A 19,586-nucleotide genomic window follows, 5' to 3' on the forward strand; every position below is an offset into this window, starting at 1 on the left:
AGGGTTAAAATGGCTATTTTAGGCGGATGTAGTAATGAACAAGCGGGCTTTGTAAATGATGCAGTATGCTTCACACTTGATTTAGCAGCAGCAGCTGATGCAGTTGTCGTCTGGACAGATGGAACACCTTATGTCATAAACGGAACCATCATGGTGGAAAACAATGGGATTGTGGCTGTAGCACCTACTGTGGCTTTAGAGGTAAACGGTACAGCTGTTCCTGATTTCACGGTACCGCCAGGAGAGAGTCGATCCATTACGCTCAGTGATCTGAACTCGATTGGGATTTTAGCTACTGGTGGAACCTCGACTGGAAGTATTGTCGTTTCGTTTTCTCTCAATTATCAGTATTAGTGTGTATGTCTTGAAGATTCCACAGTTTGAAAGTAGTGAGAGACATGTGCGCCCAACTTAATATGTGTGGAGGAATAACCGGCCCGACTGGAGCCACGGGTTCAACAGGAGTAACCGGTGCAACTGGAGCCACGGGTTCAACAGGAGTAACCGGTGCAACTGGAGCCACGGGTTCAACGGGAGTAACCGGTCCAACCGGCTCAACAGGAGTAACTGGTCCAACGGGAGCCACGGGTTCAACAGGAGTAACTGGCCCAACGGGAGCCACAGGTCCAACCGGTGCAACGGGCACAACTGGAGTCACAGGTCCAACCGGTGCAACGGGAGCCACAGGTTCAACAGGAGTAACCGGTGCAACTGGAGCCACGGGTTCAACAGGAGTAACCGGCGCAACCGGCTCGACGGGTCCAACGGGAGCCACAGGTTCAACAGGAGTAACTGGCCCAACGGGAGCCACAGGTCCAACCGGTGCAACGGGCACAACAGGTGACACAGGTCCAACCGGTACTAGTTTAACAACTAACTCGATGTACGCATCCAATACGTCGGGAAGTACGATGCTGGTTGTTTTAGGCGGAACGGCAGTGACGCTGCCTAATAACCAAAGTTTAGATGGATTTACCGTAAGTGGTGGTAATACGGTGTTTACTGTACCTGTTTCAGGGCGGTATTTTATCACGTATCAAGTAAATACAAGCGCTGCACTTCTGGCAGGAACAAGGGTGATTAACAACGGAACACCCATAGCAGGGTCTATTTTAACACCTGCTTTATCTACATCTACCTACAATGTATCTCTCATTACAACACTTGCAGCAGGGAATCAAATTTCTCTTCAAATATTCGGTTTAGTCGCAACCGTAGTATTACTTGGCGGGGGATCTGTTGGAGCGGCATTAACCATTATCAGATTGGAATAAATCCAAAAAGCCCAATAAGGGCTTTTTTTCAATTCAACCGTGTCCTTTAATAGAAAAAAGACGGGATTTTTAGTGTATACATCATTGACTAGGAGAAAGAAACGCAATAACAAAGGAATCAGTTATTGAAGATTCAAGTGATTCATATTAAAATGATGTCAAATGGACGAATTAGCAATTGCTAATAGAAGTTCCATATTTAGTGAAATCATGTGGTGTAGCTGAAGGTGATTGGGGGTGTAGAATGAGCAAAGTTCCTGTGGCGGAATTGGCATCACTATTAAATGACTGGAACATGGAAATCAAAAAAGATCATGCAGATGAGGCAGAACGGCTATTTGCTAAAGCGAAACAGGCAGTAGAGGAAATTGATGATGCTGACATCCTCATGTATTATTCTCTTCTAGAGAAAAGGCATCATATTCTGATGTACAATTTAAGAGGGCAAAAAGGCAATGTTTCAACGAAAAGTATAGAAGGCCATTATGGGAAAAAAGATGATGATTTGTCTAATCGCCTTGCTTATTATTTTGATTTTTATGAGGGTGTGTATGAACAGCATCAGGGGAATTATGAGGTTGCATTACAGATGTATCAAAGTGCGGAAAAGCTCTTAGATAAAATTCCAAGTGAAATCGAACGCGCTGATTTCGATTTTAAGGTCGCGTGGCTTTACTATCGCCTGAGTCATATTATGCTTTCATTAAGTTATATTCGTAGGGCTCTACACGTCTATAAGCGTCACAAGCACTATGAAAGAAGAACTGCACTTTCATATTCTCTTATTGCAGCCAACCTTACAGAGATTGGCAGGTACGAAGAAGCGCTTGAGAATTATCGTTTAGCGGAAGAGGTGTTGACTAGCGAACAGGATGATTTTATGCTGGCTCAGCACCACCATAATGTGGCCATTTTATATTCATTTTGGGATAAACCGAAAGAATCTATACGACATCTTGAAAAAGCATTGTCTCATCAAGAGTATTATGATTCAGATTTCTTTTTCCATTCTACGTATCTGATCAGCCGGGAACTCTGTGTGATTGGTGAAAAGCAGCGTGCAAGCCAGTATATAGAGGCTGCATATGCCCGAATGAAAGAAGCTTCTCATGAAGTGTTTCAGCTCAAAATAGGCATCGTACATGATCTTTACTTAACGAATGTACCACAAAGATTTCAGCAAATTAATGAGAAATTAAGAAAGTTAGAAGAAAAGAATGAATATCATGAAGTGAAAGAGCTTTCTCACTTTGCTGCAAAGTATTGTGAAAAGCAAGCACTTTATGAGCAGTCTGTTTTTTACTTGAATAAAAGTTTAGAAGCGGATTTACATATGAAAAGAATGGGGTTGATATAAGATGAAAACAGGATTAAAAGTATTATTCGTTGTAGGGTTAGCGGTCGCTGCGGCTGTTTTAACTGAAAATGTAGCGGGTTCTTTCGAAGTAGCAGAAAAAATCATTGGTGGTTAATCACCCAATCATATCTCGCCCTTGTTGATGATGATCAGCAAGGGTTTTTTATATGGGTGAAAATAGGCTCTTCTTATTAAACGCTGCAAGAACGTTTAATAAGAAGAATTCGCAACAAAGGGGGTGTGCAAATTTGTTACCTGCTCCATTATTCTAAATAAACATTGGGCAGAGCAACAAGTTAAAAAGGTCACCTTTCTTTGCTTAATTTAATTTTTTGCAGGACTTTTCATTCAAATTTCATCAAATTGGTCTATTGTACATAGAAATTGTTACAAAAGAAGGAACACCGCTCCATTTGTCACGCATATGATGAGATGAGGTGTAAGTTGAAGGCAGGTGATTGTATGGATTCACGGGTGTATGGAGGCTTTCATGGCGGCGGTTTTAGCGGCGGAGCAGTGGGACCTCATATTGGCTTTGGCGGGTATTATGTGAGCCCTGGCGTGTTTTCGGGCTTAGGAGGTTACCCTGGATATGGGGGGTTCGGGACGTTTTCTGGATATTCTCCATATGGCTCCACATTCATTATGGGGCGTCCTCCTGGTTTTTATGTAAGAAGTTATTAATGTTTCATCACAGTGATTGAAATAGCCATCTAAGATTGGCTATTTCAATTGGTGAAAGTGCTTAAATGTAGCTGTGATCACAATAACCCCTAGGATGCAAATAGGCAGCCAAATGATGATAAACGGATCGTAAGCATCTGTATACGCAGCTAAAGCAGCTCCTAGGCAGTAAAAGACAATAGAACCGATTCGCAGCAAGCTCACATGTTGAATAGGGGCTTTTCTTTTTTCCCGATTTGATAAGCGTTGCGCCAAATCTTCAAATAAGTTAGCAAGTGTACTCGTTAAAACTGTTGTAGAAATGCCAGCGACATTTAATTTGCGTGCGGCCGCCGTTTGCATGCCCATCGCCATACTTAAAAGGATAATCAGCATAAAATAAGCACCTTGCGTATAAGGAAAAATGGTCATAAGAGCAAATAGAAGCAAGATGATGACTTCTATGATAAAGATGCGTGTAACGGCTTTTGGCCAAAATGTTTTTTCTTGTTTTCCACCTATGACAACAGCTAGTAAAACACCTAGAACAAATCCGCTAAGTGCCGTGATGGAATGAAGAGCGGTTAACTGCAATGAACTGCCTGCTGCAATGCCAAGCAGTACTATATTTCCCGTCATATTTGCTGTAAACACGTGCCCTAGGCTTAAATAGCCAATAACATCCACTATTCCTGCGGTAAGACATAAGAACATCAGGGCAATGTTTCGTATTGAGTGTGCGGTCAAAATGGTCATCCCTTTCTTTCTCTCTAATGAATAAGTGTAACGCTTAATGACCGCGTATGTCCATTTTATGAGCTGGTAACATGTCCTGCAGCTGATATAAAACTTGTCGAAAAGAATCATCATTCACATGGTGCCTCATTTGCCGGAATGGGTCGCCTTTTTCCTTTAGACGTTTCATAACAGCCGGCATCGTAAATAAAGAAGGGTGACATTCTTCACTATTTAATTCTTCCCATTCAATCGGTGTTGCAACAAGTCCGAGCTCGTTTCCTCTCGGGGAATACGGGGCGATGATTGTTTTTCCAGCATCATGTTGAAGGTAGTCTAAATATAAACGGTTGCCGCGGTTTTTCTTTAGACGCTCTAGCGTAAACAACTCGGGTGCTTGTTCACATAAAAATTGGCAGATGAACGCAGTGAATTGTCTAGTTTGTTCATATGTGAAGGCATTTTTCTTCAATGGGATATAAACTTGTAGCCCTTTCCCACCACTTGTTTTAATAAATGCAGTGAGAAAGAGTCCATCTAAAATGACCTTGATTCGTTTGGCTGCTTCTATTGCTAGGTGAAACTCTTTAACAGAAGGCGGATCTAAATCAAATACAATTTCTACAGGCCGATCTGTATCTCTTGTTTCAAAAGGAATATGAAATTCCATCGCCAGCTGGTTACCAAGCCAAAGCAACGTGTCAGGATCATTACAGATTGTGTAAGTAATATCGTGCGCTTGATCTGTCTCAACAAAATCAGGCGCATAATCGGGCGTTGCCTTTTGATAAAAAGATTCTCCACCAGTGCCATGAGGAAAGCGTATTAACGTAAGACGTCTTTCACGTAAAAAGGGTAATAAATAGGGAGCGGCTTGCCTCAAATAAAGTAAGTAATCTGCCTTTGTGATATGAAGGGCAGGTACAACCGGTTTCTCTGGGTGGGTGACGTCAATCAAAGCTGGGAGCGGATAAAGCTGTTTGAGCATGTGTTGAAAGGTACACGTTGCTGGGTCTGCATCGAATAAAAACGAAGAAAACCGGGGCTCTCGTAAGGCTGATCCATCAAAAGAGATACAGGCAATCTTTGCGACAATGGATGGTGGGATTTCATAATGTGATGCTCCAGTCATTTGACCTTTCGTTAGAAATAAGGTGCGCAGGGTTTGTTCTTCTTCTTTAGAAAAACCATGCTTAAATTGGACAACCTCTATGAGATTCGTTTCTTGATAAAGACATCCTTGAAAATAGCCATTGTCTTTATCAAAACGAGTCACGATGACAGATACATACCGCCAATTTTTGATTTTGAGCCATTCTTTCGAGCGGGTATGCTCCTGCCATTTACTCATCTTCTTTTTAGCAACTAATCCTTCCGCTAAATAGGTCAGCATGATTTTTTTCATGTCATCAGGGCTGCTATCGGTTTGGATGATTTGAAGAAGAGAGGGGTGATTCAGCTGAACGGAGGGAGGAAGGTTTGCAGCTTGGAACACCTCATGCAGCTCAGCTTTTCTTTCAATCAGCGGTAAATCAACGAGGGATTTCCCTTTAAATCTCAATAGATCAAATGCAATCAAATGACATGGAAACCGCATAGCCTGGCGTTGAATGGTTTCTGTGTTTTTCAGGCGGCCTCTTTGCTGAACCTTTGTAAAGTCGCTTTCTTGTTCACTCAGTAAAAAGACCAATTCTCCATCTAGGGTCAGCGGTAAAAAAGGTGCAAGCTGCTTTGTTAGTTGCTGGCACTGATCAATGACTTCAGGAAATTGTTCATTTAATCGCTTTCCGGCTCTGCTCTCTAAATGGACGGTGTCTTTTTCCCAAATAAGAATGACCCTGAAGCCGTCATATTTTAATTCATACAGCCAGTCTGCTCCAACAGGAATATCATGTGCAGACGTTAAACGCATCGGTTTCATTGTGTTTTTCACTTCCTTACATCATGTGTTCTTAGAGTGGGATGAAATTTTCATAAACATACATAACTCTGATGAAAACATTACATAGTAAGGAGAAAAGAACGGAGGCGTTACGATGCATACAGTATGGAAGGGTGGCATTAGCTTCGGACTGGTGAATATTCCAGTCAAGCTGTTTACCGCTACAGAAAACAAAGATATTAAATTAAGACAGCTTCATAAAGAATGCCATACGCCGATTAACTACAAAAAGGTTTGTGCTAACTGCGGCGAGGAGGTAGCGCCAGAGCAAATTGTAAAAGCGTACGAGTATGCCAAAAATAAATTCATTGAATTGGATGAGGAAGAACTCGAGAGGTTGAGAAAAGAAAATGAAGAAAAAGCCGTCGAAATTATTGATTTTGTGAAGATAGAAGAAATCGACCCCATCTATTATGAAAGAAGTTATTTTCTATCTCCAGATACTGGCGGAGCAAAGGCTTATTCATTATTAAGAAAAGCGTTACAAGAATCAGGGAAAATCGGTGTAGCCAAGATCATGATTCGCTCAAAGGAGCAATTAGCGATTGTTAGGTGCTACGAACATATTTTACTAATGGAAACCATTCATTTCCCTGACGAAATTAGGCAAGTATCAGACGTCCCGAATATCCCGCAAGAGGAAAATATCGTGGAGAAAGAGTTAGATACAGCACTCCTTTTAATTGAGCAGCTGACCACCACATTCGATCCAGCCGCTTATCGCGATGAATACAGAGAGCAGCTGATGAATGTAATTGGAGACAAAATTTCTGGAGAACATACCGTTCAACCAGAAACGACAGGTAAAAAAGAGGCTTCATCCAATGTCACTGATTTGATGGCCGCTTTGCAGGCTTCTATCGATCGATCAAAACCAGAAAAAACGAAAAAAGCAGCACCTAAGAAAAGAAAAGCACCCGCTAAAAAAGAAAAGAATGCATAAAGAAAAGACCGCTCGCCAAAGGGCGGTCTTATTTTGGCTTCACCACATCCTGAATCGTCCCGTCTGTTCGGTGGATGACAACTGCTGTTCCTTTTTTAGATGAAATCTCTTTCGCGCGGTCGATGGCTTCCTGTTTCGTTTCTTTTACCTCACTTGCACGCTTCGCTTTTTCAGTTTGAACCGCCCAGCCTTCATCATGTTTCACGACATGCTGCGCATGATCCATGAGCTCAGGTCGTGCAGAGCTGCTTTTCTTAGAAGGAGTCACAGAACCATGAGAGTGAAAGTCCTCCATTTCTTTTTCCGTCGCATTCTTTTTCCACTCTTTCGCTTGATTGATCGCAATTGGAATCGCTCTACCTTCTTCATAGCCTTCCTGCACCATTTTGTTGGCAATCTCAAGTGCTTTTTTTCGAATGACTTTGTCTAGTGATTGGAATGAAGCTGGATAATCTTCCATTGTCCAAGACATATTGAACGCTCCTTTCTTTTATTTGAACACCTTCCCCCATATGCAATGGATCAAACATTTAACCATCTCAATCCAATGGCTTGGTTGAAATACATCGTTTTGCTGAGGAAGAATGTTTTTAATTCCTGCACAATAGAAGATAGTAAAGGAGTGATTGAAATGATGATGAAAGGCTTGTATGAAGCGCATTTGCCTGTGAGTGATATCAAGGCATCCATTTCATTTTTTGAAAAGTTGGAATTAACACTTGCTTATGAAAATGAAAGAGTGGCCTTTTTATGGATTGAGAAAGGAAAGAGCTGGCTTGGCATATGGAAAGCGGATATGTCCACTATTCCATATCATCCAGCGACTCGGCATGTTGCCTTCCAAATGGAAACATCCAGCATTGCACAGATCAAAGAATGGCTGATAGAAAAAGGGATCAGCATACATCCGATGTTTGGCTTTTCGGAAGAGCAACAGCCTTTAGTACTTGATAATCCACCACAATTTCATGCCGCCATTTATTTTCTTGATCCCGATGGGAATCTGCTTGAATGTATTGCACCGTTAGAAATTGATGCAGCAGAACATCATGAGATGATGACATTTGAAGATTGGGAAAGAAAGAAAAATCCGTTTATTGATTGACAAAACCGCTCATTGTAACTATATTGATTACAACGGTGGTGAAGGAATGTGAAACAAATTAGCAGCAGGTATACCATTGCTGTTCATATCTTATCTTTTATTGCGGGTGTTTCAAAAGAGTGCACAGGGGATTTTATTGCAGAAAGTGTCAATTCAAATCCAGTCATTATCAGAAAAATGATGGCTATGCTCAAAAAGGCGGATCTCATTGAGATTCGCCGAGGAGTTGGCGGTGCTTCTTTAAAAAGACCGGCAGAGGACATCACACTGCTAGATGTGTACCGGGCTGTGGATGTAATCGATGATGAAGAGTTGTTTAATTTTCATCAACCAGTCATTGCGTGTCGAATTGGTCAAGCCATGGATACGAGACTGCGGAAAGAACTCAAAGAAGCACAGTCTGCACTTGAGCATCGCCTAAAACAAGTGACAATCAAGCAGTTATTGATGGAGGCAGAAGAGTAGAAAAAGCTCATACACAGAGCTTTTTTTATCCCTTCGTTGTAACCATTTTGATTATAACGGATGATCTTATGCAAGAAACCAGCTGCTTCATACATGAAACATCACCGTTGAACGAAAAATGAGGAGGTCAAATTAATGAAATTATTAGTGACAGGTGCAACAGGACAACTTGGATCGCTCGTCGTGAAACATTTGCTCGCAAAAGTACCATCTGAACAATTGGCGGTCAGTGTTCGAGATCCGCAAAAAGCAGTACATCTAAAGGAAGCTGGGGTGGATGTGCGCAAAGGAGACTTCACACAGCCGGATACACTTCAATCAGCGTTTCAAGGGATTGACCGTCTTTTGATCATTTCGTCTGGGGATGGAGAACGAGTGAAGCAGCATCTAAATGCCATCGAAGCAGCGAAAGCAGCGAATGTATCATTTATTGCTTATACAAGTGTCGTCAATGCAAGAGAAAGTCAGCTTAACCTAGCACATGACCATGCAAAAACAGAAGAAGCGATTTTGGCCTCTGGCATCCCTCATGTTTTTTTAAGAAACAATTGGTATGTGGAAAATGAAAAAGATACGATTCTGGCATCAGTCAACGGAGCGCCGTTTATCAGCCCAATTGGTGAAGGTAAAGTCGGCTGGGCAACAAGAAATGACTATGCAGAAGCAGCAGCAAATGCGTTAACACTGCCGGCACATGATCAGGAAATCTATGAATTGTCAGGACCGCTTCGTACACATACTGAACTTGCACAAATGGTTAGCAACGTGAGCGGGAAAGAAATCAAAGTAGAACACATGGATGTAGATACATTTGGAGAATTTTTAGCGTCAAATGGTGTACCGAAAGAAGCTGTTCCATTTGTCAAAGCGATGCAAAGCGGAATTCGGGATGGGGCATTAGCAGTCGAAAGCCATGATTTCGAAAAACTATTAGGCCGTTCTTTAACACCTATTGAAGATAGAATACGAGAAATGATATCAAATTAAACATGTAAAAACGTCCTGTAAAAAGGGCGTTTTTTCTATCCTTGTTGATCCGTTATTTTGAAAATATAGGTGTAATGTCCATTTTGTCGTACATATTCTTGTATGAAGATGTTAGAATTTTAAGAGATGATTCAACAAATGAATGACGCTTACTTTATTATGAAATACATTATTCAAGATATTCATTTTGTTTTAATCCTATTAAACAGCAGGATGTGATGACATGTTACGCAAAGCCTTCCTCTCTTATTTGACTGCCAGTATGATCACAATCATCGTCATTATGATTGAACTCGGTTTTCGTTCAGCCGTTGTTTCACCATTTGTTTTACTTGATTCGAACAAAGAGAGCAACCCAAAAGTATTCGTTGCTCATTCGCTATATCAGGGTGACGTTTTATTAACCTATCAAGACGGTTCTTTCAATGGCCCTTCAGAAGCATCCCTTCAATTAAGTGGAAAGAACATAAATCTCACACAGATCCCATCTGCGAATGGAATCAGTATGATTGAAACAGACAAAATAATGAATGATAAGGCATTGGTTTTTCTAAGAAAAGGTTTTGTACCTATCCATGATGATACGATCATGATGGAACAGGAAACGCAAAATCCCTTCTTTTCTACATACAATCTAACGAATCTAACAGAAACAACTAAGATCAACACAAACTTTAAGTATAGCATCACATTTGTTACATTCATGACTTTAATGGGAATTCTTTTGCCCGCTTTGTTATTTTTCCTTTTTAACCTTCATGAATCGATGAAAAACCTATTCACATTATTCATTCCCTTTGTTCTAGCCATTTTTCTTCCCTTGGGATTAAATTATTATTTTTTAATGGGATACGTGCTATCAGTTACAGGATCTTATGTGTTGAGTATGATTCTCTCTATACTTGTGCCTAGTTTCCTGTCAGTCTTATTGACAGCTTGTTCATTTGAGTATATGACAAAAGATTCTTCTGATGTTTTAGGAGAAAATGAAGCCACTTTAGGAAATTCATTCTTCCTGAACGTTAGGGAGCAAGCCGTTTTATTTGGTGCTATCACATTATCCTTGATATATTTCGGCTCTTATTTAGTCATGCCTTTGGCGTTTCAAGCGAAGGTTATGGATCATCTTTTTCTATTTTGTGCTTGGTATTTCGCCCTAGTCATCTTATTTATTATGGGTTACTCATTCATTCAAAAAATGATAAATAAGTATGAAGTCTTACGGACGGACGAATTCATAAATATTTGCACAGATATTGAGCATCAAACGAACCAAAAGGTAAAAATATGGGTAAAAAAAGACTCACGACATGATGTGAATGCCTGGATATATTCATTTCAACTTCCATTTAGAAGAAAAGTCAATCTATATGTGACGGAAGGGTTATTAGATAAGTTTGATACAGAGGAAATTCGTGCGATCTTATTCCATGAAATGGGACATGTAAAATTAAAACATGCGCATTTCACCATTTACCTCACTATGATTGTCACCTTACTTATGGGAATCAGTATGTATTATGCCAGACAGGTGATGCTTGCCAATGGTTGGTGGCAATATATTTTGTTGTTCCCAGCAGGGATATTGATCATGATATTTATGACGGAGTGGCTGCCAAAGAAAATGAGTCGGTTATTTGAGATTCAGGCGGATCGCTTTGCTGTTCACCATCTTGAGAATCAAACTCTATATCTCAATACTTTGATAAAATTAAGTCATTTGATTGAAGAAGATGGAGATGATGGAAGAAAATCTGAATGGCGTGAAAGTCATCCTTCTTTTGAAAAACGAATTCATCACATAAAGAAAATCATGAAGTGAAGGCGGTTTGTGTGAATGACGACACTTCCTTCGGTAGTATGAAGAAATAAAAACATGAATGTTCTCAAACGCCCTGTAAAAAGGGCGTTTTTTTCATGTACCTTCACAAGCACGATATCCAAATTTTAAACAAATCCGTTCGTTGAAATTTCAGAAATTTGGGATTAAAATGAAATGAAGGTCCATTATTTAGTCATCAGATGACCAGACATAAATCAAGGTGCAGCAAAAGAAAGGAAGTTCGCCGATGAGAGTCAGTTTATTTGTCACCTGTTTAATTGACACGATGCAGCCACATGTAGGAAAGGCGACTGTCGAGGTGTTAGAGCGGCTCGGTGTTGAAGTAGAATTCCCTGAAGCACAAGTGTGTTGCGGGCAGCCTGCCTTTAACAGCGGCTATACAAAAGAAACAATCAAAGCGGCCAAAAATATGATGAAAGCCTTTGAATCAGCTGAATATGTCGTCACACCATCAGGTTCTTGTAAGGCCATGTTTTTAGAATATCCGCACCTTTTTAAAGAAGACCGAGCGTGGTTTGCCCGTGCTCAGGCACTTGCTGCGAAAACATATGAATTAACGGAATTTATTGTTGATATATTACATGTAACAGATGTAGGAGCGAGTTTGAAAGGAAAAGCCACCTATCATACCTCCTGCCATATGACGAGACTGCTTAGAATTAAGGAAGCGCCTTTCACACTGTTGTCAAATGTCAAAGATTTGGTGATGGAACCATTGCCTCGCGCTGAAAATTGCTGCGGATTTGGAGGAACTTTTTCAATCAAAATGACACCCATTTCTGAGCAGATGGTCGATGAAAAAGTACAAAGCATAGAGGAGGCAGGCGCTGAATATATCATAGGTGCTGACTGTGGATGTCTACTGAATATCGGAGGAAGGCTGAATCGTCTTCATAAGCCAGTTAAAGTGATGCATATCGCAGAAGTGTTGAATAGCCGCTGAAGCTAAGAGGGGGAACGGCACATGAGTATGAAAATTGGAGAGAAGGCTTTTAAAGAGCGGATCGGCGAAGGATTAGAAGACGCTGTGATGAGAGGAGCTGTTTCCTCAGCACAGGAGCGTCTGTATAAAAGGCGGATGACCGCAAGTGAAGAGCTTGGAAACTGGGAAAAGTGGCGTGAACTTGGAGAGGACATCAGGCAGCATACACTTGCCCATCTTGATGACTACTTATATCAATTAAGTGAGAGCGTGAGTAGACGTGGAGGTCATGTGTTTTTTGCAAAAACAAAGGAAGAGGCATCGGCGTACATTCAAGATGTAGCACAAAAAAAAGCAGCAAAAAAAATCGTGAAATCAAAATCAATGGTCACAGAAGAAATTGAAATGAATGAAGCGCTAGAAGAGATTGGCTGCGAGGTAGTTGAAAGCGATCTTGGAGAATATATTCTTCAAGTTGATGACCATGAACCACCTTCACATATCGTGGCACCAGCCCTTCATATGACGAAAGAACAAATACGGGAAGTTTTTCACGAAAAGCTTGGATATGATATGTCAGAGACTCCTGAAGAAATGACCAAATTTGTAAGAGCTTTGTTACGAGAAAAATTTCTTGAAGCAGATATTGGTGTGACGGGCTGTAACTTTGCTGTGGCTGACACAGGATCGATTTGTCTTGTGACGAATGAAGGGAATGCGGATCTTGTCACGTCCATTCCAAAGACACATATCGCAGTCATGGGGATGGAGCGGCTTGTACCAACGATGGAGGAGCTCGATGTCCTTGTCGGTCTATTGTGCAGAAGCGCAGTCGGTCAAAAGTTAACAAGCTATATCTCTGTCGTGGGACCAAAAGGAGAAGGAGAGGTCGATGGACCAGAAGAGTTTCATTTGGTCATTGTGGATAACGGACGGTCAAATATATTAGGGACGGAATTTCAGCCAGTTTTGCAATGTATTCGGTGTGCAGCCTGTATCAATGTGTGCCCCGTTTACCGGCATGTTGGTGGTCATTCGTACGGATCAATTTACCCGGGTCCGATTGGCGCTGTTCTTTCGCCGTTACTTGGAGGATATGACGACTACCAAGAGCTTCCTTTCGCCTCAAGTTTATGCGCAGCCTGTACAGATGCTTGTCCAGTGAAAATTCCACTTCACGAATTATTAATCAAACATCGACAAGTCATCGTTGAAAAAGAGGGGAGAGCGCCTAAAGCGGAAATGATGGCAATGAAAATGTTCGGAATGGGCGCATCCACTCCTAGAATGTATCGATTTGGAACAAAAGCAGCCCCTGTGCTCTTGAAACGTATGGCTTCAAACGGACAGATTTCAAAAGGTGCGGGTCCTTTAAAGAATTGGACAGAAATTCGTGACCTCCCAGCGCCAAGCAAAGAAAGGTTTCGGGATTGGTTTAAAAAGAAACAAAAGGAGGAGCGGCAATGAAAGGAACCATTTCTCATCGAGATCCATTTTTAGCACATATCCAGCAACAATTAGGCAAAAGCTCCTCCAAGCCTGCATCTATTCGGCGTCCGGTTTGGAAGCATCGAGTCAATTGGGAAACAAATGAAGGTCTATCGAAAGAAGAATTGATAGAGCAATTGAAGGTGCAATGTCAGCAAATTCATACGAAAGTGGTAGAAACAACACCAAAAGAAGCACCCTCAACGTTACGATTATTGATGAAAGAGTATGGAGAAGGTCCTGTGATGACTTCGAGCGATAGACGTTTTGCACAATATGAATGTCATCCTATGTTTCAAGCCTTGCGGAAAGAAGGAATCTCAGTCACTAGCTGGAATGCAGATACATCAAGAGAAGAAAATATAAGGCAGGCAGAACAAGCGAAATATGCAGTGGTATTCAGTGATTACACACTTGCAGAATCCGGAACGGTTGTTCTTTCCTCCCATCAAGGTCAAGGGAGAGCACTTCATTTTTTACCGATGATGTATATCGTATGTATTGAAAAAAGCACAATTGTCCCGCGGATGATTCATGCTGCTTCAGCTCTTCATCGCCTAGTAGAAGAAGGAGAGCAGACGAAAGGCGCCATTCATTTTATATCAGGTCCAAGTAATTCTGCCGATATTGAAATGAATTTAGTGGTTGGTGTTCATGGGCCGGTGCGGGCTGTTTATGTATTAATAGATGATGAATGAGGCTTTCGTGAAGAAAGCCTTTTTTATGTAAACATTCTTAAAATTCATCTTGCTTCTAGGCGAATAGTCATAGTAAGATGACGTCATACAAGATGAGAAGCTCATCTACTGCTGATGTAAAGGAAGCTGCTAATGGAAATGAAGACAAATGCTCCAAAGAAGTCGATTGCGGTGCCGCTTGTGATCTCAATCATTGCGATTTCGTTTTCGGCCATTATTGTGAAGTGGTCAAGTGCGCCTGCTGCTATTTTAAGTATGTATCGAATGATATTTGCGGCGGTTTTGATGCTTCCGTTTATTCTGCCGCGTCAAAAAGAGCTTGTCTCGTTAAAGTGGAGAGACTGGTTTTTCTTATGTATGTCAGGTTTCTTTTTAGGGCTCCATTTTGTTTTGTGGTTCGGCTCATTGAAGCTCACCACAGTGGCGAGCTCTACAATCATCATTGCACTTCAGCCGATGGTGTCATTATTAGGCGGATTTCTCATTTTTCGTGAACGAACAACAAAGTCAGCCATTTTCACAATGTGTGCGGCGATTGTTGGTGCGCTCATGATCGGATGGGGGGATGTCGGACATAGCCAAGACGCCATTATAGGAGACATTTTATCCTTTTTCAGTGTAATCGCTGTTGTTTGTTATTTATTAATCGGTCAACAAGCTGTGAGAAAGATATCTCATTGGATTTATAGTTTTTGTGTATTTGGTTTTGCCGGCCTTTTTTTAATTTTATTTAACCTTATACAGCAAACGCCTTTTGTAGGCTATTCGGGTAAAGAATGGGGGATTTTCTTACTGCTCGCCATTATCCCTACCATGTCCCATGTCATTAACAACTGGCTGTTAACCTATGTGAATGCGACAACTATTTCAATGAGTATTCTAGGCGAACCTGTTGGGGCAACGATACTCGCTGTTTTACTGCTTGGAGAGAAAGTCACGCTGCTACAAATGTTCGGTGGTCTACTTGTCCTTTTAGGTGTCTTTTTCTTTTTGATGCAGCAGCGACAAGGAATCGTGATGAAAACAAAAAAATCCGGTTAACTCCCGGATTTTTACTCTTTTAAATGATTTTTTTCAATTACTTTATTTAATCTAGCCTCGACTTTCTTCAATTCCACTTGTTTTCTTCTTATCATTCGAATCGCGATGACAACGATGGTCACGATCAATGCAATGAATAGAAGAGAAAATACTTGGAATACGATATCCCCAATGTTGAATGTAGTATTCGCTTCATTAGGCATGTGTAACCCTCCTTATATCTATATATTACCATAATCAATAAAAGATTGAGATTTATCCATAATTTATCTATAATAGGTAAAATATCACTCATTAAAGGAGAACCATTATGAGAACTTTAGTCCTTTTACGAGGTCTCCCAGGTGCAGGTAAATCAACTTGGATCAAAGAACAAGGCATAGAACCATATACATTATCAGCGGATCAAATCCGTCTGTTAACCCAGCCTCCGCAGTTATCAGTCAATGGGAAACCGGAAATTTCAAGCAAACATGATCATAAAGTCTGGTCTTTATTATTTGAACTCCTCACAGCCCGAATGGAACGAGGAGACTTTACTGTCATTGATGCAACACATGTCACAAGTAAGTCCATTTCGCAGTATAAATCATTAGCTACTTCATACCGCTATAGAGTGTATGTCGTCGATTTTACGCAAGTGCCTCTTGAAACATCCCTGCTGCAAAATCGCGGTCGAGAGCCGCACAAAGTAGTGAAGGAATCTGTGTTATATCAAATGAATGAACGGTTAAAGACAGAGAAGGTGCCTTCATGGGTAACCGTTTTGACGCCTGAGGAATATCCAGCCATTATGACGTATCAGCCCAGATCTTTTGATCAGTATGAGGCCATTCACGTATTCGGTGATATTCACGGCTGTTACACAGCTCTAAATACTTATTTGCAAGGAGATTTGAAAGAAAACGAGCTTTATATCTTTGCAGGTGATTTGCTTGATAGAGGAATAGAAAACAAGGAAGTTTTAGAATGGATGCTGGCACATAGAGAATGCCGCAATGTGATCGTCATTGAAGGAAATCATGATCAGCATCTTTACAAATATGCACATGAAGAAAAAGTGAGAAGTAATATGTTTAACCGTCATACTGCGCCTGAAATTGCGGAAGCAGGTTTTGACCTAAAAGAATTAAGGAAGTTTGTCAGAACTTTTCATCAGCTCACCTATTTTACGTATCATGGTCAGACATTTCTTGTCACCCATGGTGGGCTTGCCCATTTGCCAGAAGAGCTTCTGCATGTCTCATCGCAGCAGCTTATTCACGGAGTAGGTGAATATTCAGATGACATTGACCACTTATTTGTCCAAAACACTTCTGGATTAGATATCATTCAAATTCATGGTCATCGCAATTTATATAGACTGCCTATCCAAGCGGCGGAAAGATCTTATAATCTCGAAGGTCAGGTTGAATTTGGCGGACAGCTGCGTGTGTTAAAAATCACAGCAGGTGGGATTGAGACACATGAAATTGACAATCCTGTCTACAGAGCTTCTGAAAACAAGCAACCGGTCTTTGTTCAGCCCAATGTGACGCTGGATGATTTTTTAGCCCATTTAGATCAGCATGAATATGTACAGGAATTAAAGCTGCCACACGATATTTCATCTTTTAATTTCACGAAAAAAGCATTTAGTGAAAGACAATGGGATGAAATAAATGTCAAAGCAAGAGGGTTGTTTATCAATATGACTTCAAAGCAGATTGTGTCTAGAAGTTATAATAAGTTCTTTAATATTGATGAACGTCCTGAAACCAGAATGCAGCATCTAGTGAATCATCTTCAATTTCCTGTGACGGTCTATGATAAAGCAAATGGATACTTAGGTACGGTTGGGTTTAACGACATAAAAGATGAACTGGTGTTTACGTCCAAATCGTATACGTCACATGTGAAGCAAAATCAGCATGCTGCTTGGGTCGAAGAGCTATTTTATGCGACCTTTGACGATGTGCAGGTCGATTACATCAAATCATACGTACGCGACAACCATGTGTCCCTTGTATTTGAAGTCATTTTGCCAGAGAAAGACCCGCATATTATCACATATGATCATGATCAACTCATTTTACTTGATATCGTGAAGCGTCAGCTGAGCTATGAAAAAGAACCATTTGCTGAAGTGAAAAGGCTCAGTGAACAGCTTGGCATGCGGTGCAAACAGCAAGTGGCAGTGTTTCATGATTGGACCTCTTTCTATAAATGGTATCAATCTGTATCACATGATGACACAATCAAAGAAGAAGGCTATGTCATTGAGGATAACAGCGGCTTTATGACCAAGTTAAAGCTTCCTTATTATCAATTTTGGAAGCAAATGCGATCCATTAAACAGCGTGTTGCAGATAAGCGCCCCACCCAAAAATATATGCAGGCTTTGCAAACAGCAGAGCAAGCAAGATTTTATACATGGTTGCTCGAGCAAGATCCAGTAAACGTGAGAAACTGCTCAATCATTGAGCTGCGTTCACAATTTGAGCAAACGGAAGCGGACCATTTGAATAATGACGGAATAAATGCATAGTCTAACAAAGAGTCTTTTCTAAAGAAAAGGCTTTTTTTCATGAAATCGAAAGGTGGAAGCTGAAATGCCAGATCATATTGAAGTCATTCTTCGAACCATATTTGCTTTTGCTATTTTATTCGGCGGTGCCCGTCTTCTTGGAAAGCAAACCATTGCGCAAATGAATATTTTTGATTTCATTGCAGCGATCAGTCTAGGTTCAATTGCGGCGAACCTGGCTTTTAATACTACGCTTCCGCTTCATCACACAACCATATCTTTTGTGTCACTTGTGATCATCATTTATGTCATTTCTTTGCTTGCTTTAAGAAGCCGGAAGATGAGAGGATTTATGGCCGGTAAACCAACGCTTGTGATTCAAAATGGCAAAATCCTTGAAGAGAATATGAAAGGAATGAGGTATACACTTGATTATTTAAATCAACAGCTCAGAGAAAAGAATGTGTTTGACATTAGTGAAGTTGAATTTGCAATGATTGAAACAGATGGGCATATGTCAGTGAAAAAATACCCTTCATTTGATTATGTCACGCGAAAAGATCTTAACCTGTGGAAGCAGGCAGAGCGTTACATGCCCATTGAAGTCATTATGGACGGAAAGCTCATTTTGAAAAACCTTCAAGAAAACCAATTAACGGAGCAGTGGATCTATGAAGAACTTCAAAAAAGGCAGCTGTCTTTAAAAGACATTGTTTATGCGGTTCGTTCAAGTAATGGCAGTTTATATATTGATACATATGACGATCACATCCATTCTCCAATTGACCAAGAATGAACATATAGTTCAGACGACACCCACGCGTCACAGAACTGCCAATATTTATAAGTCGTTTGGATGTCATCTATCTAGGTATCACTTCTCAATTATTATTATTTTCAGAAAATGTAGTGACGGAGAAAAATAAGTATGTTTAAGTATAAATAGAAGAATTTAAAATATCAATATAATATACATCAAGCGGAATGAACATTCATTCCTATTAAAACGAAAGGAGAGGATGAAATGCCCGCAGCAACTACTGATAAACAGGAGCAGATTATGAAGGCTTCTCTGGACTTATTTATTGAACGGGGTTTTGACGGTACAACGATGCCGATGATTTCGAAAAGAGCCAATGTTGGAGCAGGAACCATTTATCGTTATTTTGATAGTAAAGAGGCTCTTGTGAACATTTTATACCAGCGAAGCCTGATTGCATTTATCGACAAGGTGAATACAAACAGTCCAGACCCTAAAGCAAGTATCAGGGCTTATTTCAAACATGTCTTTTACTGCTTAGTGCTCTTTACAAAAGAGAATCCAAGTGGTCTGTACTTCTTAGAAATTGACAAACGCTCACACTATTTAGATGAGACAAGTAAAGAGAAGATGCAGCAGCTATTAAATGAGCTATTTCATATTTTTGAAGAAGGCAAAAAGGATGGAATTCATCCAAATCTTTCAGGGAGAACGATTTTATCCATTGTATTTGGAGCGTTCGTTCAGCTTCATAAACAGATTCTAGCAGAGGAAATTGAGCCAACGATTGAATTTTTAGAAGATATTGAGCAATGCTTATGGCGTGCCATTAGCGTTGCATCATAAAGAAATAAAGG

The 19,586-nt window shown here is 40.6% G+C and carries 20 protein-coding genes; 16 read left to right on the forward strand and 4 right to left on the reverse strand.

Going from position 1 to position 19,586, the window contains the following annotated elements:
• Window positions 1-9: 9 nt before the first annotated feature.
• The 4 genes from NSQ64_RS09930 to NSQ64_RS09945 all read left to right on the forward strand — a co-directional run bounded on the left by NSQ64_RS09930 (window position 10) and on the right by NSQ64_RS09945 (window position 3,315).
• Window positions 10-354 carry a DUF3992 domain-containing protein gene (locus NSQ64_RS09930; RefSeq protein ID WP_008343952.1) on the forward strand — a complete coding sequence of 115 codons (345 nt, stop codon included), beginning with the start codon at window positions 10-12 and terminating at the stop codon, window positions 352-354.
• 44 nt (window positions 355-398) lie between these two features.
• Window positions 399-1,274 carry a BclA C-terminal domain-containing protein gene (locus NSQ64_RS09935; protein ID WP_341016267.1) on the forward strand — a complete coding sequence of 292 codons (876 nt, stop codon included), beginning with the start codon at window positions 399-401 and terminating at the stop codon, window positions 1,272-1,274.
• A gap of 244 nt (window positions 1,275-1,518) precedes the next feature.
• Complete coding sequence (locus tag NSQ64_RS09940; protein WP_341016269.1) at window positions 1,519-2,631, forward strand: response regulator aspartate phosphatase; 1,113 nt, start codon at window positions 1,519-1,521, stop codon at window positions 2,629-2,631.
• Between the two features lie 462 nt (window positions 2,632-3,093).
• Complete coding sequence (locus tag NSQ64_RS09945; protein ID WP_024719106.1) at window positions 3,094-3,315, forward strand: hypothetical protein; 222 nt, start codon at window positions 3,094-3,096, stop codon at window positions 3,313-3,315.
• A 39-nt stretch (window positions 3,316-3,354) separates the two neighbouring features.
• Here NSQ64_RS09945 and NSQ64_RS09950 read toward each other — a convergent pair whose 3' ends face one another.
• Together NSQ64_RS09950 and NSQ64_RS09955 are read right to left on the reverse strand one after the other, a co-directional pair.
• On the reverse strand, window positions 3,355-4,050 hold the full coding sequence (locus tag NSQ64_RS09950) for a YoaK family protein (protein ID WP_008343947.1): 696 nt from the start codon (window positions 4,048-4,050) through the stop codon (window positions 3,355-3,357).
• 34 nt (window positions 4,051-4,084) lie between these two features.
• Complete coding sequence (locus NSQ64_RS09955) at window positions 4,085-5,950, reverse strand: DNA ligase D (protein WP_341016271.1); 1,866 nt, start codon at window positions 5,948-5,950, stop codon at window positions 4,085-4,087.
• A gap of 115 nt (window positions 5,951-6,065) precedes the next feature.
• Here NSQ64_RS09955 and ku point away from each other — a divergent pair, with 115 nt between their 5' ends.
• Complete coding sequence (gene ku, locus NSQ64_RS09960; protein WP_160757659.1) at window positions 6,066-6,914, forward strand: non-homologous end joining protein Ku; 849 nt, start codon at window positions 6,066-6,068, stop codon at window positions 6,912-6,914.
• A 28-nt stretch (window positions 6,915-6,942) separates the two neighbouring features.
• Here the strand turns inward: ku and NSQ64_RS09965 are convergent, their stop codons facing one another.
• A complete protein-coding gene (locus tag NSQ64_RS09965) occupies window positions 6,943-7,386 on the reverse strand; it encodes a DUF2188 domain-containing protein (protein ID WP_160757658.1) in 444 nt (147 codons plus the stop codon).
• Between the two features lie 159 nt (window positions 7,387-7,545).
• Between NSQ64_RS09965 and NSQ64_RS09970 the strand changes: the two genes are divergently transcribed.
• The 8 genes from NSQ64_RS09970 to NSQ64_RS10005 all read left to right on the forward strand — a co-directional run bounded on the left by NSQ64_RS09970 (window position 7,546) and on the right by NSQ64_RS10005 (window position 15,463).
• Complete coding sequence (locus NSQ64_RS09970) at window positions 7,546-8,019, forward strand: VOC family protein (protein WP_160757657.1); 474 nt, start codon at window positions 7,546-7,548, stop codon at window positions 8,017-8,019.
• 48 nt (window positions 8,020-8,067) lie between these two features.
• Window positions 8,068-8,484 (forward strand): Rrf2 family transcriptional regulator, encoded by a 417-nt coding sequence (locus NSQ64_RS09975; RefSeq protein WP_268363547.1) that lies wholly within the window; start codon window positions 8,068-8,070, stop codon window positions 8,482-8,484.
• A gap of 135 nt (window positions 8,485-8,619) precedes the next feature.
• On the forward strand, window positions 8,620-9,471 hold the full coding sequence (locus NSQ64_RS09980) for an SDR family oxidoreductase (RefSeq protein WP_341016281.1): 852 nt from the start codon (window positions 8,620-8,622) through the stop codon (window positions 9,469-9,471).
• A gap of 505 nt (window positions 9,472-9,976) precedes the next feature.
• A complete protein-coding gene (locus NSQ64_RS09985) occupies window positions 9,977-11,293 on the forward strand; it encodes a M48 family metallopeptidase (RefSeq protein WP_236551973.1) in 1,317 nt (438 codons plus the stop codon).
• Between the two features lie 247 nt (window positions 11,294-11,540).
• Entirely contained in the window at window positions 11,541-12,257 is a 717-nt protein-coding gene (locus NSQ64_RS09990) for a (Fe-S)-binding protein (RefSeq protein WP_007499377.1), read from the forward strand.
• 21 nt (window positions 12,258-12,278) lie between these two features.
• Window positions 12,279-13,703, forward strand: coding sequence for a LutB/LldF family L-lactate oxidation iron-sulfur protein (locus tag NSQ64_RS09995; RefSeq protein WP_007499376.1), 1,425 nt, complete (start codon window positions 12,279-12,281; stop codon window positions 13,701-13,703).
• Window positions 13,700-14,422 carry a LutC/YkgG family protein gene (locus tag NSQ64_RS10000; protein WP_341016287.1) on the forward strand — a complete coding sequence of 241 codons (723 nt, stop codon included), beginning with the start codon at window positions 13,700-13,702 and terminating at the stop codon, window positions 14,420-14,422. Before NSQ64_RS09995 ends, NSQ64_RS10000 begins: the two co-directional genes overlap by 4 nt.
• A 132-nt stretch (window positions 14,423-14,554) precedes the next feature.
• Window positions 14,555-15,463, forward strand: a complete 909-nt coding sequence (locus NSQ64_RS10005; RefSeq protein ID WP_144665482.1) for a DMT family transporter — start codon at window positions 14,555-14,557, stop codon at window positions 15,461-15,463.
• A gap of 11 nt (window positions 15,464-15,474) precedes the next feature.
• Here the strand turns inward: NSQ64_RS10005 and NSQ64_RS10010 are convergent, their stop codons facing one another.
• Window positions 15,475-15,666 (reverse strand): hypothetical protein, encoded by a 192-nt coding sequence (locus NSQ64_RS10010; protein ID WP_341016292.1) that lies wholly within the window; start codon window positions 15,664-15,666, stop codon window positions 15,475-15,477.
• Between the two features lie 107 nt (window positions 15,667-15,773).
• On the opposite strand from NSQ64_RS10010, the gene NSQ64_RS10015 reads away from it, so the two are divergent.
• The 3 genes from NSQ64_RS10015 (at window position 15,774) to NSQ64_RS10025 (ending at window position 19,575) form a co-directional block, all read left to right on the forward strand.
• Window positions 15,774-17,990 (forward strand): RNA ligase, encoded by a 2,217-nt coding sequence (locus tag NSQ64_RS10015; protein WP_341016295.1) that lies wholly within the window; start codon window positions 15,774-15,776, stop codon window positions 17,988-17,990.
• Window positions 17,991-18,054: 64 nt separating this feature from the next.
• Window positions 18,055-18,765, forward strand: a complete 711-nt coding sequence (locus tag NSQ64_RS10020) for a DUF421 domain-containing protein (protein WP_047946233.1) — start codon at window positions 18,055-18,057, stop codon at window positions 18,763-18,765.
• Between the two features lie 228 nt (window positions 18,766-18,993).
• Complete coding sequence (locus NSQ64_RS10025) at window positions 18,994-19,575, forward strand: TetR/AcrR family transcriptional regulator (RefSeq protein WP_058213736.1); 582 nt, start codon at window positions 18,994-18,996, stop codon at window positions 19,573-19,575.
• Window positions 19,576-19,586 lie beyond the last annotated feature (11 nt).

Origin of the sequence: Bacillus sp. FSL W8-0183, from assembly GCF_038006825.1 — a bacterium.
GTDB classification, from domain to species: domain Bacteria; phylum Bacillota; class Bacilli; order Bacillales; family Bacillaceae; genus Bacillus; species Bacillus altitudinis.

What these genes read in the sequence shown, in the direction of transcription:
- NSQ64_RS10020 (WP_047946233.1), top strand. Translation starts at nt 18,055, where the DNA reads ATGCCAGATCATATTGAAGTCATTCTTCGAACCATATTTGCTTTTGCT.
- NSQ64_RS10010 (WP_341016292.1), bottom strand. Translation starts at nt 15,666, where the DNA reads ATGCCTAATGAAGCGAATACTACATTCAACATTGGGGATATCGTATTC.
- NSQ64_RS09980 (WP_341016281.1), top strand. Translation starts at nt 8,620, where the DNA reads ATGAAATTATTAGTGACAGGTGCAACAGGACAACTTGGATCGCTCGTC.
- NSQ64_RS09965 (WP_160757658.1), bottom strand. Translation starts at nt 7,386, where the DNA reads ATGTCTTGGACAATGGAAGATTATCCAGCTTCATTCCAATCACTAGAC.
- NSQ64_RS09995 (WP_007499376.1), top strand. Translation starts at nt 12,279, where the DNA reads ATGAGTATGAAAATTGGAGAGAAGGCTTTTAAAGAGCGGATCGGCGAA.
- NSQ64_RS09990 (WP_007499377.1), top strand. Translation starts at nt 11,541, where the DNA reads ATGAGAGTCAGTTTATTTGTCACCTGTTTAATTGACACGATGCAGCCA.
- NSQ64_RS09935 (WP_341016267.1), top strand. Translation starts at nt 399, where the DNA reads ATGTGCGCCCAACTTAATATGTGTGGAGGAATAACCGGCCCGACTGGA.
- NSQ64_RS09970 (WP_160757657.1), top strand. Translation starts at nt 7,546, where the DNA reads ATGATGATGAAAGGCTTGTATGAAGCGCATTTGCCTGTGAGTGATATC.
- NSQ64_RS09930 (WP_008343952.1), top strand. Translation starts at nt 10, where the DNA reads ATGGCTATTTTAGGCGGATGTAGTAATGAACAAGCGGGCTTTGTAAAT.
- NSQ64_RS09955 (WP_341016271.1), bottom strand. Translation starts at nt 5,950, where the DNA reads ATGAAACCGATGCGTTTAACGTCTGCACATGATATTCCTGTTGGAGCA.
- NSQ64_RS09940 (WP_341016269.1), top strand. Translation starts at nt 1,519, where the DNA reads ATGAGCAAAGTTCCTGTGGCGGAATTGGCATCACTATTAAATGACTGG.
- NSQ64_RS09985 (WP_236551973.1), top strand. Translation starts at nt 9,977, where the DNA reads ATGATTGAAACAGACAAAATAATGAATGATAAGGCATTGGTTTTTCTA.
- NSQ64_RS10005 (WP_144665482.1), top strand. Translation starts at nt 14,555, where the DNA reads ATGGAAATGAAGACAAATGCTCCAAAGAAGTCGATTGCGGTGCCGCTT.
- NSQ64_RS10000 (WP_341016287.1), top strand. Translation starts at nt 13,700, where the DNA reads ATGAAAGGAACCATTTCTCATCGAGATCCATTTTTAGCACATATCCAG.
- NSQ64_RS09950 (WP_008343947.1), bottom strand. Translation starts at nt 4,050, where the DNA reads ATGACCATTTTGACCGCACACTCAATACGAAACATTGCCCTGATGTTC.
- NSQ64_RS10015 (WP_341016295.1), top strand. Translation starts at nt 15,774, where the DNA reads ATGAGAACTTTAGTCCTTTTACGAGGTCTCCCAGGTGCAGGTAAATCA.
- NSQ64_RS09945 (WP_024719106.1), top strand. Translation starts at nt 3,094, where the DNA reads ATGGATTCACGGGTGTATGGAGGCTTTCATGGCGGCGGTTTTAGCGGC.
- NSQ64_RS10025 (WP_058213736.1), top strand. Translation starts at nt 18,994, where the DNA reads ATGCCCGCAGCAACTACTGATAAACAGGAGCAGATTATGAAGGCTTCT.
- ku (WP_160757659.1), top strand. Translation starts at nt 6,066, where the DNA reads ATGCATACAGTATGGAAGGGTGGCATTAGCTTCGGACTGGTGAATATT.